Source organism: Panacagrimonas sp., assembly GCF_965216805.1.
In the GTDB taxonomy this organism is placed as follows: domain Bacteria; phylum Pseudomonadota; class Gammaproteobacteria; order Nevskiales; family Nevskiaceae; genus Panacagrimonas.
On sequence record NZ_CBDCGN010000003.1, the window covers coordinates 1,733,362 to 1,747,227 of the forward strand.

A 13,866-nucleotide genomic window follows, 5' to 3' on the forward strand; every position below is an offset into this window, starting at 1 on the left:
GGGTCGGGCGGTTCAGGTCAGTCCGCGTGCGGCCTTGATCAGGTCGTAGGCGGCGGTGATGTCGCGGGTCTTTTCTTCGGCCATCTGACGCATGGACTCCGGCAGGCCACGGGCGGCGAGCTTGTCCGGATGGTGTTCGCTCATCAGCTTGCGATACGCCTTCTTGAGCTCGTCGTCAGTGGCGGTGGCCGGCATGCCCATCACGGAGTAGGCGTCGTCGAGCTTGCTGGCGCGCGTGTCGGTATGCACCCGGAACTGCGCCTCCATGCGCTGCACTTCCAGTTCCGACAGCCCGAGGCCGCGGGCGATGCGCACCATCAGACGATGATCGGCCGCGTCCGGCGAGCCGTCGGCCGACACCGCCGCCAGTTGCACTTGCAGAAACATCTGGTACAGCACCCGTTGGCCGCGCGCCGCCGCGGCAAAGGCGCGCACCTCGCCGTCCATGTCGAAGCCCGGCTCCTTGCCGCGGTTGAACGCGGCGCGGGCGGAACTGCGCGCCGCAGGGTTCAGCCGCAAACGGTCGAACAGGGCTTCGGCGACGCGGATCTCGTTTTCCGACACCCGGCCGTCCGCTTTGCAGACCGCGCCCATGACCGCGAAGGTGCTGTCCAGGAACCGGGTCTGCACGCCGCGCACCAGATGCTGGCGTAGCTTGCGACTGATCCAGTAGGCGACGAACGCGCCAATAAAAAAGCCGGTCCAGCGGCCGACTGAAAACCCGATGAGGGCGCCCACGAGTACGAACAGATTCATGCGTCCAGTTTAGCGGGCTTGGCGTTTGGGCCTGTGACAGCGCCGGTGGCACCATGGACCGGTTCCCACCGAGCACCCCTGCCATGAACGACTCCAGCGACGCCCGCCTGACCAAGACCGACGAGCAATGGCGCCAGCTGCTCACGCCCGCGCAGTACCGCGTGCTGCGCTCCGAGGGTACCGAGGTCTGTGGGACCCATCCGTTCAACCAGGAAAAGCGCGCCGGCACCTTCGTCTGCGCCGGGTGCTTTCTGCCGCTGTTCGAGTCCGGAACCAAGTTTGAAAGCGGCACCGGCTGGCCCAGTTTCTTCGACCCTATTCCCGGGCGATTGGAGACCAAGACCGACTACCACATCGGTTACGCCCGCACCGAATACCACTGCGCGCGCTGCGGTGGCCATCAAGGTCATGTGTTCGAAGACGGCCCGGCGCCGACCGGCCTGCGCTATTGCAATAACGGCGAGGCGCTGCGCTTCGTGCCGCAGGGCGAGCCGCTGCCGCCGCTGCGCGAGTGATTTAGAGCCTATTCGTGAATAAGTCGCGTCTGCGACGGAGGTCGTTTTGGCGCAGCGCAAGGAAGGGGCGACGCGATGTACTGAACGTACATGAGGAGCGCCTGACGCGGCGATGCGCCAAAACGGCCCCGTCCCTTTCGGGTGGCGCCCCATTTTTCGCCATGCGGCGTTGCTCCTTCCTCATTTGGAATGACCAAACCTCGTCAGTCGCGCCTTGCCTGGCGAAAAATGGGACTGCCACGCAGGCACGACTTATTCACGGATAGGCTCTTAGACCGCCAGCAGCTCCACCTCGAACAGCAGCGTGGCATCGGGCGGAATGACCCCGCCGGCGCCGCGTGCGCCGTAACCGAGTTCGGGCGGGATCACCAGTTTGCGGGTGCCGCCGACCTTCATGCCTTGCACGCCTTCGTCCCAGCCCTGGATGACGTGGCCGGCACCGAGTTCGAACTGGAACGGCCGGCCGCGATCCTTGCTGGTATCGAATCGCGTCCCAGCCGCGCCGTCGGTGTACAGCCAGCCGGTGTAGTGCACCGATACCTGCTGTCCGGCAGCGGCCACCGCGCCGTCGCCGATCGTGGTGTCTTCGTACTGCAATCCGGAATCGGTGGCGGTGAGGTTCATGAACGGGCTCGGTGGGCGGGGCAGGGCGGCAGCCTAACCCAGCCGGCCGATGGTGCGAACCCGCGGATGCGGCATCTGCCGGACCTCGGGGTAAAATCCGGCCACGGCGTCACTCGCTCATTTATTGCCCACTCCATGAGTCTTTCCCTACGCGACCAACTCCTGCAGGCGGGGCTGCTCGACCCCAAGAAGGCCAAGCAGGCGGCCAAGGTGCAGCATCAACGCAAGGTCGAGCAGGCCAAGCGCCCGGCCAACGCGGTCGACCCGCAGGCCGAAGCCGCCCGCGCCGCCGCGCAGGCCAAGGCCGCGCGCGATGCCGAACTCAACCGGCAACTGGTGGAAAAGCAGCAGCAACAGGCGCGCCGCGCAGAAATTCGCCAGCTGGTGGAAACGCACCGGGTGGCGCGAGTGGACAGCGACGAGCTGTACAACTTCGTCGACGGCAAGAAGATCCGGCGCATCCCGGTGGACAAGGCGCAGCGTGAAAAGCTGGTCGCCGGCACTTTGGGCATTGTGCGCAACAAGGGGCGCTACGAGATCGTGCCGGCCGACATCGCCGAACGCATCCGCGAACGCGACGCTCATGCGCTGGTGTCGCTCAACACCGCGCCGCCGCCGGTCGACGAAAACGATCCCTACAAGGATTACGTGGTGCCGGACGATCTCACCTGGTGAGCGTTGCGGTGCAGCGCCGTCAGCGATCCAGCCGGTCGATGACGTCCTTGGATTCCTTGAGTCCCAGGCCGGTCGCCTTGCGATAACGCTTGATCGCTTCGATCTTGTTGCCGCTACGTGCCAGGGCCTGAACTTCGGCGTCGGGCGTCGGCGCAGGTCCGCTAGGGCGTGCCGTCGAGGCGCCGGGCCGCGGATCGAGGCGTCCGCGCGCGCCGCGCCGCAGCAGGCGGCTCAGCACGACCCCGGCGACGAGGCCCAGCAGAATCAGGACTTCGCGGGGGATGGATTCGAGCATGGCGACGGTTCGCGCGGGGACAGGGCCGCAGTGTAGCCAGCCCGGTGCCGGGCTTCAGCGGCGGGCCTGCGCAGCGGTCAGCGTCCGTGCGGGGAATCGCCGCGCTGGCACCTCAGAACGAGGGAATGATCAGAGCAGACGCCGCGCCGCGACCAAACGACGATCCCAGGCCCGGGTCAGTTCGCTGACCACCACTTCGCCTTCGCCGGTGGAGGCGTGTAGCACCTTGTTGTCGTCCAGGTACACCGCGACGTGGAGGCCGCTGGGGCCGAAGCGGTAGAACAGCAGATCCCCGGCAATGACCTGGTCGCGCCGCACCGCACGTCCCAGCTTCACCTGCTGGCGCGTGGTGCGCGGCATCTTCAGGCCCACCGCGCGGAACATTCGCTGGACCAGCGAGGAGCAGTCGACTGCATCTTCACGGTCGGCGCCAAACAGGTAGTCGGTGCCGAGCATGGCCTGCCCCTGCGTCAGTGCGGCGCGAATCAGGCCCGAGCGCAGGCTCGGCTCGGGGCGTAGCACCAGCGGCGCCTGGCGCGTCTCGGGGCCGGGTTGCGGGGCGCTGGCAAACAGCACCGGGCTCATGCGCAGATCGGGATGGATGGAGGCCAGCGCAGGGGCGGCAGCGAGGCAGAGCAACAACGCGGCGAACAGGCGGTGCGAGGAGGGCGGCATGGCAAACGCTTCTTGTTGTGGGTTGGTGGCCAGGCCTGCGGAACTCCCCGTGGCCGTCGCAATACGGGGGCAAGCTTGCCCGCCGAAGATCGCGACCCGCGCCATGCCAAGACGTTCGGCGCGCGCGCGCCGACGAAGCCGGCCGGCGCAGCCGTTCATCCCGCAGGAATCGACGTTCCTCGGCTGTGCCCTAAGGTTTGACGGATGGATCGCGCGGAAGGCGCTCGCGCCGGCCGCGCTTCAGCCTGCGATCAGGATTTGATCAGCATCGACGTTCGGAGCTGCGAGGCCGCTGGGAGCGCAGCGCGGATCATTGCCGCGATGGGGGATTCCGCGGTGATCGATAAGTTACTCGACCACCTGGATCGATAGGGCCTTTTGCCACCGACCTGTTATCGACCGGTGATATGCGCGCCGCCGATCCCACAGCTTGTTCAGACTCTGCATTGACACATCGGCGTCCTTGACTCTCGACGGCAGGACCCGGCTTGTGCCGGCGATCAGGATGAAGACTGTTAGCGGCCCGCAAGGTTCGATTCGGACCGCGATGCTCCCCACTTGGCGGTGAAAAATGCGGGCTAACCGCGCGGACCACCGATTGCGTATGCTGCGGGACAGCAAGCTCGATGTGAGCGCGCGAAGATCTGAACCGCCCCGGCTTTCTCGGAGGCTCCAAACCTTGAGAGGATGGAGCGATGAACAAGTTGACGCGGTACGCACCGGAGGTGCGGGAGCGGGCGGTGCGGATGGTGTTCGAGCACCGTAGCGAGTACGCCTCGCAGTGGGCGGCAATCGAATCGATTGCCGGGAAGATTGGCTGCAAGCCCGAGACGTTGCGGATTTGGGTTCGTCAGGCCGAGCGGGACGTAGGACTGCGGGAGGGCCCAAGCACGGCGGAGAAGGATCGGGTCAAGGCCCTGGAACGCGAGGTCCGCGAGCTGCGTCAGGCCAACGAGATTCTGCGCAAGGCGTCTGCGTATTTTGCCCAGGCGGAGCTCGACCGCCCGTTCAAGCGATGAAGGCCTTCATCGACGATCACTGCGCGGTCTACGGGGTCGAGCCGATCTGCAAGGTGTTGCCGATCGCTCCGTCGACCTACTACGCACACGTGGCGCAGCGACGGCATCCGGATCAGAGATCGGCACGATCACGGCGTGATGAGCAGCTGGTGCCCGAGATCGAGCGGGTGTGGAACGAAAACTTCCGCGTCTACGGCGTGCGCAAGGTTTCGCGGCAGTTACGGCGCGAGCGGTTTGAAGTCGCACGCTGCACGGTGCAGCGCTTGATGCGACAGCTCGGGCTGCGCGGCGTGATCCGCGGCAAGGGCGTGCGCACGACGATCCAGGATCGCAATGTCGCGTGCCCGCTGGATCACGTGCGCCGGCAATTCCGGGCCGACCGGCCCAACGCGCTGTGGGTCAGCGATTTCACCTACGTGTCGACTTGGCAGGGCTTCGTCTACGTCGCCTTCGTCATCGACGTCTACGCGCGCCGGATCGTCGGCTGGAAAGCGTCGACCACCGCCCGGGCCGATTTCGTCCTCGACGCTCTGGAGCAAGCGCTGTACGCGAGAAAGCCTTTCGTCGCGGGGCGATTCGTCCATCACAGCGACAGGGGGTCTCAATACGTCTGCATTCGATACAGCGAGCGCCTGGCCGAAGCGGGCCTCGAACCCTCGGTCGGCAGCGTGGGTGACAGCTACGACAACGCTCTGGCCGAAACCATCAACGGCTTGTACAAGGCCGAGGTCATCCATCGCCGAACCTCGTGGCAGCGATGTGAAGACGTCGAGTGGGCCATGCTCCAGTGGGTCGATTGGTTCAACAACCGCCGATTGCTGGAGCCCATCGGCAACATCCCGCCCGCAGAGAAAGAGGCGGCCTACTATCAGCAGCGAGACAGCCTGCTCTTGGCAGCCTGACTCAAACCAAACAGCCTCCGGGAAAACCGGGGCGGTTCAATCTATCTCGGACTAGCCGCATGCGCTTTCTTGGCTTCAAAATTCAGGGCGGCGCATCGTCAGAGGCGAACGTATTCGCGACCCTGCTGGGAAACCGCGGCGAAGCCTTCGACGCCAAGGTGGTTTATCACCACTGGGGCGACGGCGACGGCTTCGGGAGGTTCAGAAGCCTCGCGAACGCCGACGTCCAAACCATCGACGTCGGACTGCGGCCCGCATCGGAAGCGGCGTCTCGCTGGGCGAAATTGCTGCGAGTGGTCAAGTACCGCCTCAGCTTTCCCGAAGTCCTCGCGATCGCGAAAAAGTACCGCCCCGATGTCGTCTATTCCAGTCAACAGCTGTGGGACAGCGCACTCGCCGGCAGCGTGGCGCGCTCACTCGGCGTTCCTCAGATTGTCCACCTGCACTTCAACATCGGACCCTGGTTGTCGACCGGCTTCAGCCAGACGCCACGAGCCCTGAAGGCCACGCGTACGGTTCTAGGACTTGCTGACCCGCTCGCGACCATTCGCAGCTGTGCGCACGTGGTCACCGTGAGCGACTTTCTCCGCGACCAAGTCATGGAGTTCGGCGTCTCCCCGGAGCGCGTATCCACCGTGCATAACGCGATGCGCATTCAATCCATCGAACCCGGCGCTCGTCAGAAGATACGTCGGGAACTGAGCATCCCCGAAGACGCGATCATGATTGCCAACGCAGGCAACTTGCTGGAGTCCAAGGGCCAGCTCGAAACGGTTCAGGCCTTTGCCCAGCTTCGACAGAAATTTAAGCAGATCCGTTTGATCATTGCCGGCGACGGACCGGCGCGAGCGCAACTCGAAGCCCTCATCGTCGAGCACCGCCTCCAGCAAATGGTTCAACTGGTCGGACACCGCAACGACATACCGGACTTCCTGAGCGCCAGCGACATCTTCGTGCACCCCTCCAGGCGTGACCCTTTTCCACTCGCCGTGCTCGAGGGCCTCGCCGCCGGGTTGCCGGTCGTCGCCTGGGCCGACGGTGGCGTTACGGAGCAGGTCGTTCACGAACGCACGGGTCTCTTGGTCCCGACAGGAAATGTGGAAGCGCTGGGCTCCGCGCTCGCTACTTTGATTGCCAATCCCGAGCTGCGTCAGCGCATGGGGGAGCAGGCGCGCGAAAGCGTCGCCACTCAGTTGAGTCCTGCACAGGCGGTGGGCCAATTCGTCGACGTGCTGCAACGAGTGACCGAACGCGCGCGCGCCGACGAAGCCGGCGGGCGCAGCCGTTCATCCCGCAGGAATCGACGTTCCCCGGCTGTACCCTAAGGTTTGACGGATGGGTCGCGCGCGGAAGGCGCTCGCGCCGGCCGCGCTTCAGCCTGCGATCAGGATTTGATCAGGGCCCGGAGCTGACGCGGGCAGACTCCGAACTCGCGGCGGAAGATCTTGCTGAAGGTGCCGGAGTCTCGAAAGCCCCAGCGGTAGGCGATGTCGGTGATGCTCTGCTGCGTGGCGTGGCTGCCACATAGCTCGCGGCGACAGCGTTCCAGTCGTTGCTGCCGAATCCATGCAGCCGGAGTGGCGCCGATGCGGTCGAACAGGCGATGCAGATGCCGTTCGCTGATGCCGTGATCCTGTGCGATCCGGCGCGTGTTCATTTCCACATCGTCCAGATTGCGCTCGATGTTGCGCATGATCTGGCGCAGCAGGCCGTGCGAGACGTTCGCGCCGGACAGCGATACCTGGGCGCTGAGGGTGGCGGCCAGCAGTTCCAGGGTGGCGTTGAGCACCGGACCGGCGGCGGCGGGCGACAGTTCGCCGAAGCGCCGGTCCAGCGCCAGCAGGTGATCGACGAACAGGCCGCTGACGCCATCGCGGGCTTCAACGCGCGACCCGACGTAATCCCCGGCGCGCGGCAGCGCCCGCTGCAACAAGGCCTGCGGCACCGCAAAGGTGATCTGGCGTAGATTCTCGCCGGTGGTGAAGCGCATCGGTCGGGTGGTGTCCCACAGCGCGAAGTTGCCGGCCTCCACGGCCAGTTCTTGGCGGTCGATCTCCAGACAGATCGAGCCCTCGGCGATATAGATCAGGTTGTAGAAGGCCTCGAAGTCCTGCGCGATCTCCTGCGCACCGCGGGTGCCCACCACGCCGCCCTGGCGCGCGGTCAGGTGGGTGACGCGAAAGCCGTCGTGACGACCCTGGCGGATGAAGGCCGGGAAGTGATCGCAATGCACCGGCCGGATCGCCCAGCGCATGTGGGCATCGACGACGAACTCGCGCCAGCGCTCGAACTGACGGTGCGGCGCCAGTTGCTCGGTGCTCCAGACCTCCGGGTCCTGCCAGCCCTCGACCAGGGCGGGGCCGGCTGACGGACTGGGCGCAGTCATGGCGTTGCCCTCCGTGGGTTTGCGACGGCAGATTGGGCCCGATTATGCGACCGCCGCCGACCGGAACCGCATCCGGGCGACTCCCCGGGTCTGGTTTGACCCAGCTTCAGGTCAGGCCTGGCCAATTCTCCGACGCCGCGCCTGCATAGCATCGGGGCGTTCCCACACCGGCGGCGTCTGCATCCCCAGCCCGCCCCAACCGGAGAATGACCATGCTGCTCGGAACCGTTGAACACAAGGACCTGACGCCCCATCTGCGCGAGATTGCCGACGACCTGTATCCCAAGGTCGACCCGGCGTTCATGCCGCATTTCCAGAAGTACATGGGCCTGCTCGGCAACATCCCCAAGCACTGCGAGACCTTTTTTCCGTATTACTTCAGCATCTGGTTCGACAACAAGCTGGGTCCGCGGCTGACCGAGCTGGCGCGCCTGGCCATCGCCCAGGGCACACAGTGCCAGTTGTGCCTGGCGGTGCGCTACACGCCCGAGGTGAGCGAGTCCGACATCTCCGCCATTCCCGGCGTCGACGCAGCCACGCTCAGCGCCGAGGAGCGCGCGGTGGTGCGCTTTGCCGCCGCGTTCGGCAACAACCATCACGCCATCACCGAAGAACACTTTGTCGAGCTGAAGAAGTATTTCTCCGACGAGCAGATCACCGAGCTGTTGATGTGGAGCGCCATGGCGCTGGGCCTGGGCCGCATTCTCAAGGTGACGCAACTGGTGGACGCCTCCTGCCCGCTGCCCGAGCCGTCCAAGGCGCAGTGGACGCAGGCCGCCTGATCGCATCCGCCCGCAGGAGCATTCATGACGCAAGCTCTGGACATCGTGCCGCCCGAAGCGGTCACCCCGGCGTGGATCACGCAGGCCTTGGGAAATCGCGGCATCGACGCGCAGGTACAGAGCCTGCGCATGGAAGCGGTGGGCACCGGCCAGCTCGGTGAGACCCGGCGATTTTTCCTGGAATATCGCGGTACACCGCCGCCGGATGCGCCGCAGACGGTGGTCGGCAAGTTTCCGTCCGCCAATGCGGTGGCGGCGGAGTCGGGCAAGAACATGGGCTTCTATCGCTCGGAGGTGATGTTCTACCGCGAGCTGGCGCACCGCGCGAAGATCCGTACGCCGCCGGTGTACGTCGCCGAGATCAACCAGGCCAACGACTTCGTGCTGTTGTTCGACGACATGGCGCCGGCCCGCCAGGGCGACCAGTTCAAGGGTTGCACGCTGGACGAGGCGCGCAAGGCGCTCAAGGAGGCGGCACTGCTGCACGCCGCGTTCTGGAATGATCGCGAACTGATGGCCCAGCCCTGGCTGTACGTGCCCGAAGGTGCACAGGGCTTCTACACCACCGAGTTGATCGAGCGCTCCTGGGACCACATCAACAAGCATTACACCGAGTACCTGACGCCGGAGTTCAAACGGGTCGGCGACAAGTACGTGCGCAATCACGCGCATTGGAATCGTCCGCGCGACTTTCCGAAGACCTTCTCGCACTGCGATTTCCGCCCCGACAACATGCTGTTCGGCGCGCCCGGCGAGCGCATCTGCGTGGTCGACTGGCAGACCAGCAACTTCCTCGGCACCGGCATGGACGTCGCCTATTTTCTCAGCGGCATCTTCGATCGCGATACCCGCAAGGCCCATGAGCGCAGCTTGCTCAAGGAGTATCACGAGGACCTGATCGCGCAGGGAGTCAAGGACTACAGCTTCGATCACCTGATGCGCGATTACGCGCACTACAGCTTCGCGGTGATCGCGGTGGCCATCGCCGCGACCTTGATCGTCAAGCGCACCGAGCGTGGCGACAAGATGCTCATGCACATGGCGCTGGGCGGCGCGCTGCAGGCACTGGACAACGATGCGCTCGACGATCTGCCGGATTGAACGCGAATGAAATTAGCGAAACCGCATCTCGACCTCGGCCTGTTCACCCGCCAGATCGGCAGGCATCGCGAGTTCTGGGGCGGCACCGTCGGCCTGCGCCTGGATCACGAGCTGGAACTCAAGAAGGGCTGGGTGCAGCACCGGTTCGACGCCCACGATTCGGTGATCAAGGTCAACCACTGGGCCGATGATCTGCCCGCATTGCCGCCCACCGGCTATGTCGGGCTCAGCATCGCGCGATCGGGTATCGAAGCGCCCTGGGAAGGGCGCCATCCGGACGGCAACTGGGTGCGGCTGGTGGCGCCGGGCACCGACGGCGTGACCCGTATCGGGATCACGGTGCGCACGCCCGACCCGCAGCGGATGATGACGTTCTATACCGAGGCGATGGAGTTCGAGCGCGTGGGTCCGCACACCGCGCGCTGCGGCGACTCGCTATTGTTTGTCGAACAAGGGCCGGGCGGCAGCGAGACCGAGGACTTCGTCGGCCCCGCATTTCGCTATCTGACCGTGCAGATCTACGACGCCGATCAGGCGATGCAGGACATCGTGGCGCGCGGCGGGCGGATCGCGCGCGAGGCGGTCAGCTTCAAGGATGTGGCGCGCTACGGGTTCGTCAAGGATCCGGATGGCAACTGGATCGAGATCTCCGCGCGCAACTCGCTGATCGGTGGCACCGCCGCCAAGTCGAATTGAAGGTAGACGCCATGGCCGACTATGTGGAAGTGCGCGACGCCATCGGCATTCCAGGCCTGCGCGTGGTGTTGACGCCCGGCATTCCCGGCCCCTTCAGCGAGGCGGCCAAGAGCATCCTGCACGTCAAGCAACTGCCCTATGTAAAGGTGCGCCAGGACGTGCTGGGCGCCAATCCCGAGCTGCTGGCCTGGTCGGCGCAGACCACCGCGCCTGTCGCGGCCTGGAACGACGAGCCGCCACGCTCGACCTGGATCGAGCAGCTTTATCTGTTCGAGCGCCTCGCGCCGCAGCCTGCCTTGATCCCCCAGGATTTCGACCAGCGAGTGACCATGATCGGCCTCGCCAACGAGCTCAACGGCGAGAACGGCTTCAGCTGGAATCGCCGCCACATCATGGTGCGCGATTTCACCCGGCCGGACCGCGACGCTGCCACGCGCGAGATTTACGCGAAGCTCGGCCGCAAGTACTGGTACAGCGAAGAGGCTGCCGCACAGGCGCCGGGCCGCTGCGCCGACATCCTGCAGCGGCTCGATGCGGTGCTCAAACGCCAGCAGGCGGCGGGCCGCCGCTACTTCATCGGCGATGCGCTGAGCGCGCTGGACATCTACTGGGCCTGCGTGGCGGCGATGATCGATCCGCTGCCGGATGATCTATGCCCGATGGCGCCCTTGTTCCGCGACGTCTACACCAACACCGATCCGGTGCTCGCCGCCGCTGCGTCACCGGCCCTGATGGCGCATCGCGACTGGATCTACCGGCAGCATTTGCAGCTGCCGATAGATCTCTAAGGTCAGCAAGCGCGTCGGCACCCGATGCGGTCGGGTCAGGACGTGTGAGACGCAAATGACGAGGTGCGGTTCAGCCGGATGATGCTGCCCAGGCCGCACTCCGGCGTGTAGTTGCCGCTGCCCACCCGCAGTGTGCCCGACGAACCCAGGCCGCCGTTGGCAGCGTTGAAGCTGATCAGGCTGGACGTTGCCAGAGCCGGGCAGGGACCGGACAGGGTCACGAGGTAATGGCGCTCGGTGTCGCGATGCACCAGCACGTTCTGTGCGTCCAGGTAGTCCCAGCTCGTCACGATCTGGTCCGGTACCACGTCGACGATCTCGGCCTTGCTGTAGCCCAGCGCGGCCAGACGACGGTCGACGCTGGCGGACTGGGCCATCGCTGCCGTGACGGTGAAGGCGGCTGCCAGGGTCAGCGCGCCAGCGATCTTGGAAAAATCTTTCTTGGCGTTCATGGGTGCAATTCCAGGTCAAGTGGGTTGCCGCAGGACCGGTCGATCCGGGCTGATCCGCGGTGCAATGATTTCATCCCCCGCAGCTTTACCCAGGCTGACTTGATTGCCGCGCCCGCGGCCCAAGACTCATCGCTCATCTGATCGCCGATCCGATCACCGACGCGTAACGCCCATGAACAGCCCCTCGACGCCATCGATACACCTGGTGTGCCCGCGCTGCCACGCCGTCAACCGGGTGCCGCAGGCGCGCTTGACCGAACATCCGACCTGCGGCAAGTGCAAATCGGCGCTGTTCGACCGCGTCCCGATGGAACTCGACAGCGCCGGCTTCGAGCGGGTGGTGCAACGCAGCGACCTGCCGGTGGTGGTGGACTTCTGGGCACCCTGGTGCGGCCCCTGTCGGACCCTGGCGCCGGCCTTCGCAGAGGCGGCGGCGCGCAGCGAACCGTGGATGCGCTTTGCCAAGCTCAATACCGAGGATCATCCGCAGATCGCCGGCCGCTGCAACATCCGCAGCATCCCGACCCTGCTGGTATTCAGCGGCGGCCGCGAGGTGGCCAGGCAGTCTGGCGCGCTGCCCTTGGCGCAACTGCTGCAGTTCGTCGCCCAGGCGGTGCCGCATCGGGGGACCGCGCAGGCCTGAGCGCGATCACGGAATCGCGCGATCGCGTCCGAGCAGTGCGCCGAGGTCGCGGATGCCGCGTTCGACCCGCGGCGTCAGTCGCAGGCCGGCCGACAGCCGCAGCCACGGCGACACGGTCTCGCGGGTGGAGAAGGCAGTGCCCGGCACCAGTCCGACCTGCACCGACTGCGCCGCGCGGATCAGCCACAGCGGGTCCACCGGCTGCGGCAGCCGCAGCCACAACAGAAAGCCGCCTAAGGGCCTGGACACCTCGGTGTCGGGCGGAAAGTGGCGCAGGATGCAGGTCCGGTACGCAGTCATCTGCGCCGGCAGATCGCGGCGCAGGCGTTGCAGATGGCGATCGTAGCGACCGCTGTGCATCCACTCGGCGATCAGATGCTGCGCCAGGGTCGGCGCCGCCAACGTGCTGATGAACTTGGCGGTCTGCAGGTTGCGGAAGCGGTCGCCGTGACCGCTGCGGCGGCGAGCCGCCCAGCCCAGGCGCAGGCCGGGTGCCAGCACCTTGCTGACACTGCCGCAGGTGACGATGTCGGTCTGCGGACACAGCGCGATCATCGGCGGCGGTCGCGGACCGTGGTGGCTGAGCTCGCCGTAGACGTCGTCCTCGATCAGCGCGATTCGTCGCGCCGCCAGCAGCGCGCCGATGGCGCGTTTCTCACCAATGCTCGTCAGCGCACCGCTCGGATTGTTGAAGCTCGGGGTCAGGCAGGCGGCGGTCACCGTCTGGCGTTCCAGCACCGCCTCCACCGCGGCGGCCGACAGGCCCTGCACCGGGTCCAGTGCCACTTCCACCACCTTCAGATTCATCCGCTGCAGCAGTTGCAGCAGACCGTAGAAGGTCGGGTTTTCGACCAGCACGGTATCGCCCGGCCGGGTGGTGGTGTCCAGCGCCAGCATCACCGCCTCCAGGCATCCGCCGGTGATGGTGATCTCGTCCGCCGCCAGGGGCGGTCCGCCCGGCGACAGCCGCCGCGCCACTTCGGCGCGCAAGGCCGGCAGTCCGGGCGCGATCTCGTAGCCATAGGCCTGGGCGCCGAGCGCGCGATGAAGCGCCGCCTCGCTGCGGCGCAGCGCCGCGTAGGGAATGCAGTCGGCATCCAGCGTGGAGCCGCCCAGCGGAACCTCGATACCGTCGAGCTGCAGCACGGCCATGACGGTGCGCAGCAACTGGTCGGGCACCGGCGCGGCGAACACCTCCGCAGCAGGCGCAAGCGCTGTCGGCGCCAGACTTGCCGCGAGCGCGCTGACCCGATAGCGCGCCCTGGCCTGCGCGCGGATCCAGCCTTCCCGCTCCAGCATCTGTAGCGCGTGACTGACCGTGACCACGCTCAGGCCATAGCGCTGCGCCAGCGGCCGGATCGCGGGCAGACGGGCGCCGGGCGCTAGCAGGCCGCTGCGAATCTGGGTGCGCAACTCCTCGCTCAGACGCTGGTATTTGGGAATGGGACGAGACATGAGCGGCGGTCGGGTTTTAATCTGTATCTATAAAAAATGAATTTTCTGCATATTTATATGTACAGAAAAAATCAATAAGGTGCGAGCTTCACCCCAACCCTC

General features: G+C 65.8%; 16 protein-coding genes and 1 other annotated feature. Of the genes, 9 read left to right on the forward strand and 7 right to left on the reverse strand.

Translation table 11 applies throughout. From position 1 onward, the window contains the following. Nucleotides 1-12: 12 nt before the first annotated feature. Complete coding sequence (gene djlA, locus ACOOHP_RS20870) at nucleotides 13-756, reverse strand: co-chaperone DjlA (RefSeq protein WP_420468397.1); 744 nt, start codon at nucleotides 754-756, stop codon at nucleotides 13-15. A gap of 83 nt (nucleotides 757-839) precedes the next feature. Between djlA and msrB the strand changes: the two genes are divergently transcribed. Further along, entirely contained in the window at nucleotides 840-1,271 is a 432-nt protein-coding gene (gene msrB, locus ACOOHP_RS20875; protein WP_420468398.1) for a peptide-methionine (R)-S-oxide reductase MsrB, read from the forward strand. 270 nt (nucleotides 1,272-1,541) lie between these two features. Here msrB and ACOOHP_RS20880 read toward each other — a convergent pair whose 3' ends face one another. Further along, nucleotides 1,542-1,895: an FKBP-type peptidyl-prolyl cis-trans isomerase gene (locus ACOOHP_RS20880; RefSeq protein ID WP_420468399.1), complete on the reverse strand. Its 354-nt coding sequence runs from the start codon at nucleotides 1,893-1,895 to the stop codon at nucleotides 1,542-1,544. A gap of 135 nt (nucleotides 1,896-2,030) precedes the next feature. Between ACOOHP_RS20880 and ACOOHP_RS20885 the strand changes: the two genes are divergently transcribed. Beyond that, entirely contained in the window at nucleotides 2,031-2,570 is a 540-nt protein-coding gene (locus ACOOHP_RS20885) for a DUF2058 domain-containing protein (protein ID WP_420468400.1), read from the forward strand. Between the two features lie 19 nt (nucleotides 2,571-2,589). Here ACOOHP_RS20885 and ACOOHP_RS20890 read toward each other — a convergent pair whose 3' ends face one another. Both ACOOHP_RS20890 and ACOOHP_RS20895 read right to left on the reverse strand, forming a co-directional pair. Next, nucleotides 2,590-2,865, reverse strand: coding sequence for a ribosomal protein L7/L12 (locus ACOOHP_RS20890; RefSeq protein ID WP_420468401.1), 276 nt, complete (start codon nucleotides 2,863-2,865; stop codon nucleotides 2,590-2,592). Nucleotides 2,866-2,994: 129 nt separating this feature from the next. After that, nucleotides 2,995-3,540 carry a C40 family peptidase gene (locus ACOOHP_RS20895; RefSeq protein WP_420468402.1) on the reverse strand — a complete coding sequence of 182 codons (546 nt, stop codon included), beginning with the start codon at nucleotides 3,538-3,540 and terminating at the stop codon, nucleotides 2,995-2,997. A gap of 695 nt (nucleotides 3,541-4,235) precedes the next feature. On the opposite strand from ACOOHP_RS20895, the gene ACOOHP_RS20900 reads away from it, so the two are divergent. Both ACOOHP_RS20900 and ACOOHP_RS20905 read left to right on the forward strand, forming a co-directional pair. Then, a protein-coding gene (locus ACOOHP_RS20900; RefSeq protein WP_420468403.1) for an IS3 family transposase occupies nucleotides 4,236-5,461 on the forward strand; the annotation gives its coding sequence in 2 pieces (ribosomal slippage) (nucleotides 4,236-4,521 and nucleotides 4,521-5,461; 1,227 coding nt in all). Then, nucleotides 4,514-4,630: a sequence feature (AL1L pseudoknot), on the forward strand. (Overlaps the previous gene by 117 nt.) A gap of 59 nt (nucleotides 5,462-5,520) precedes the next feature. Next, nucleotides 5,521-6,786, forward strand: coding sequence for a glycosyltransferase family 4 protein (locus ACOOHP_RS20905; RefSeq protein ID WP_420468404.1), 1,266 nt, complete (start codon nucleotides 5,521-5,523; stop codon nucleotides 6,784-6,786). A 59-nt stretch (nucleotides 6,787-6,845) separates the two neighbouring features. Here ACOOHP_RS20905 and ACOOHP_RS20910 read toward each other — a convergent pair whose 3' ends face one another. Continuing rightward, on the reverse strand, nucleotides 6,846-7,847 hold the full coding sequence (locus tag ACOOHP_RS20910) for a helix-turn-helix domain-containing protein (protein WP_420468405.1): 1,002 nt from the start codon (nucleotides 7,845-7,847) through the stop codon (nucleotides 6,846-6,848). 212 nt (nucleotides 7,848-8,059) lie between these two features. Between ACOOHP_RS20910 and ACOOHP_RS20915 the strand changes: the two genes are divergently transcribed. From ACOOHP_RS20915 to ACOOHP_RS20930, 4 genes are read left to right on the forward strand one after another with little or no spacing between them, the layout of a single operon-like run. Next, complete coding sequence (locus ACOOHP_RS20915; protein WP_420468406.1) at nucleotides 8,060-8,629, forward strand: carboxymuconolactone decarboxylase family protein; 570 nt, start codon at nucleotides 8,060-8,062, stop codon at nucleotides 8,627-8,629. A gap of 24 nt (nucleotides 8,630-8,653) precedes the next feature. Further along, a complete protein-coding gene (locus ACOOHP_RS20920; protein ID WP_420468407.1) occupies nucleotides 8,654-9,730 on the forward strand; it encodes an oxidoreductase family protein in 1,077 nt (358 codons plus the stop codon). Between the two features lie 6 nt (nucleotides 9,731-9,736). Beyond that, the gene (locus tag ACOOHP_RS20925) at nucleotides 9,737-10,426 is read left to right on the forward strand and encodes a VOC family protein (RefSeq protein ID WP_420468408.1); all 690 of its coding nucleotides are present in this window, start codon (nucleotides 9,737-9,739) and stop codon (nucleotides 10,424-10,426) included. Between the two features lie 11 nt (nucleotides 10,427-10,437). Continuing rightward, nucleotides 10,438-11,214: a hypothetical protein gene (locus tag ACOOHP_RS20930; protein WP_420468409.1), complete on the forward strand. Its 777-nt coding sequence runs from the start codon at nucleotides 10,438-10,440 to the stop codon at nucleotides 11,212-11,214. Nucleotides 11,215-11,249: 35 nt separating this feature from the next. Here ACOOHP_RS20930 and ACOOHP_RS20935 read toward each other — a convergent pair whose 3' ends face one another. Beyond that, on the reverse strand, nucleotides 11,250-11,666 hold the full coding sequence (locus tag ACOOHP_RS20935; RefSeq protein WP_420468410.1) for a DUF6491 family protein: 417 nt from the start codon (nucleotides 11,664-11,666) through the stop codon (nucleotides 11,250-11,252). 172 nt (nucleotides 11,667-11,838) lie between these two features. Between ACOOHP_RS20935 and trxC the strand changes: the two genes are divergently transcribed. Beyond that, nucleotides 11,839-12,309, forward strand: coding sequence for a thioredoxin TrxC (gene trxC / locus ACOOHP_RS20940; RefSeq protein ID WP_420468411.1), 471 nt, complete (start codon nucleotides 11,839-11,841; stop codon nucleotides 12,307-12,309). 6 nt (nucleotides 12,310-12,315) lie between these two features. Here trxC and ACOOHP_RS20945 read toward each other — a convergent pair whose 3' ends face one another. After that, nucleotides 12,316-13,764 carry a PLP-dependent aminotransferase family protein gene (locus ACOOHP_RS20945; protein WP_420468412.1) on the reverse strand — a complete coding sequence of 483 codons (1,449 nt, stop codon included), beginning with the start codon at nucleotides 13,762-13,764 and terminating at the stop codon, nucleotides 12,316-12,318. Nucleotides 13,765-13,866: the final 102 nt, after the last annotated feature.

Excerpts from the sequence above, each read along its gene's own strand:
- ACOOHP_RS20885 (WP_420468400.1), top strand. The coding sequence starts at position 2,031 with ATGAGTCTTTCCCTACGCGACCAACTCCTGCAGGCGGGGCTGCTCGAC.
- ACOOHP_RS20895 (WP_420468402.1), bottom strand. The coding sequence starts at position 3,540 with ATGCCGCCCTCCTCGCACCGCCTGTTCGCCGCGTTGTTGCTCTGCCTC.
- ACOOHP_RS20945 (WP_420468412.1), bottom strand. The coding sequence starts at position 13,764 with ATGTCTCGTCCCATTCCCAAATACCAGCGTCTGAGCGAGGAGTTGCGC.
- djlA (WP_420468397.1), bottom strand. The coding sequence starts at position 756 with ATGAATCTGTTCGTACTCGTGGGCGCCCTCATCGGGTTTTCAGTCGGC.
- ACOOHP_RS20910 (WP_420468405.1), bottom strand. The coding sequence starts at position 7,847 with ATGACTGCGCCCAGTCCGTCAGCCGGCCCCGCCCTGGTCGAGGGCTGG.
- trxC (WP_420468411.1), top strand. The coding sequence starts at position 11,839 with ATGAACAGCCCCTCGACGCCATCGATACACCTGGTGTGCCCGCGCTGC.
- ACOOHP_RS20935 (WP_420468410.1), bottom strand. The coding sequence starts at position 11,666 with ATGAACGCCAAGAAAGATTTTTCCAAGATCGCTGGCGCGCTGACCCTG.
- ACOOHP_RS20905 (WP_420468404.1), top strand. The coding sequence starts at position 5,521 with ATGCGCTTTCTTGGCTTCAAAATTCAGGGCGGCGCATCGTCAGAGGCG.
- ACOOHP_RS20880 (WP_420468399.1), bottom strand. The coding sequence starts at position 1,895 with ATGAACCTCACCGCCACCGATTCCGGATTGCAGTACGAAGACACCACG.
- msrB (WP_420468398.1), top strand. The coding sequence starts at position 840 with ATGAACGACTCCAGCGACGCCCGCCTGACCAAGACCGACGAGCAATGG.
- ACOOHP_RS20925 (WP_420468408.1), top strand. The coding sequence starts at position 9,737 with ATGAAATTAGCGAAACCGCATCTCGACCTCGGCCTGTTCACCCGCCAG.
- ACOOHP_RS20890 (WP_420468401.1), bottom strand. The coding sequence starts at position 2,865 with ATGCTCGAATCCATCCCCCGCGAAGTCCTGATTCTGCTGGGCCTCGTC.
- ACOOHP_RS20915 (WP_420468406.1), top strand. The coding sequence starts at position 8,060 with ATGCTGCTCGGAACCGTTGAACACAAGGACCTGACGCCCCATCTGCGC.
- ACOOHP_RS20930 (WP_420468409.1), top strand. The coding sequence starts at position 10,438 with ATGGCCGACTATGTGGAAGTGCGCGACGCCATCGGCATTCCAGGCCTG.
- ACOOHP_RS20920 (WP_420468407.1), top strand. The coding sequence starts at position 8,654 with ATGACGCAAGCTCTGGACATCGTGCCGCCCGAAGCGGTCACCCCGGCG.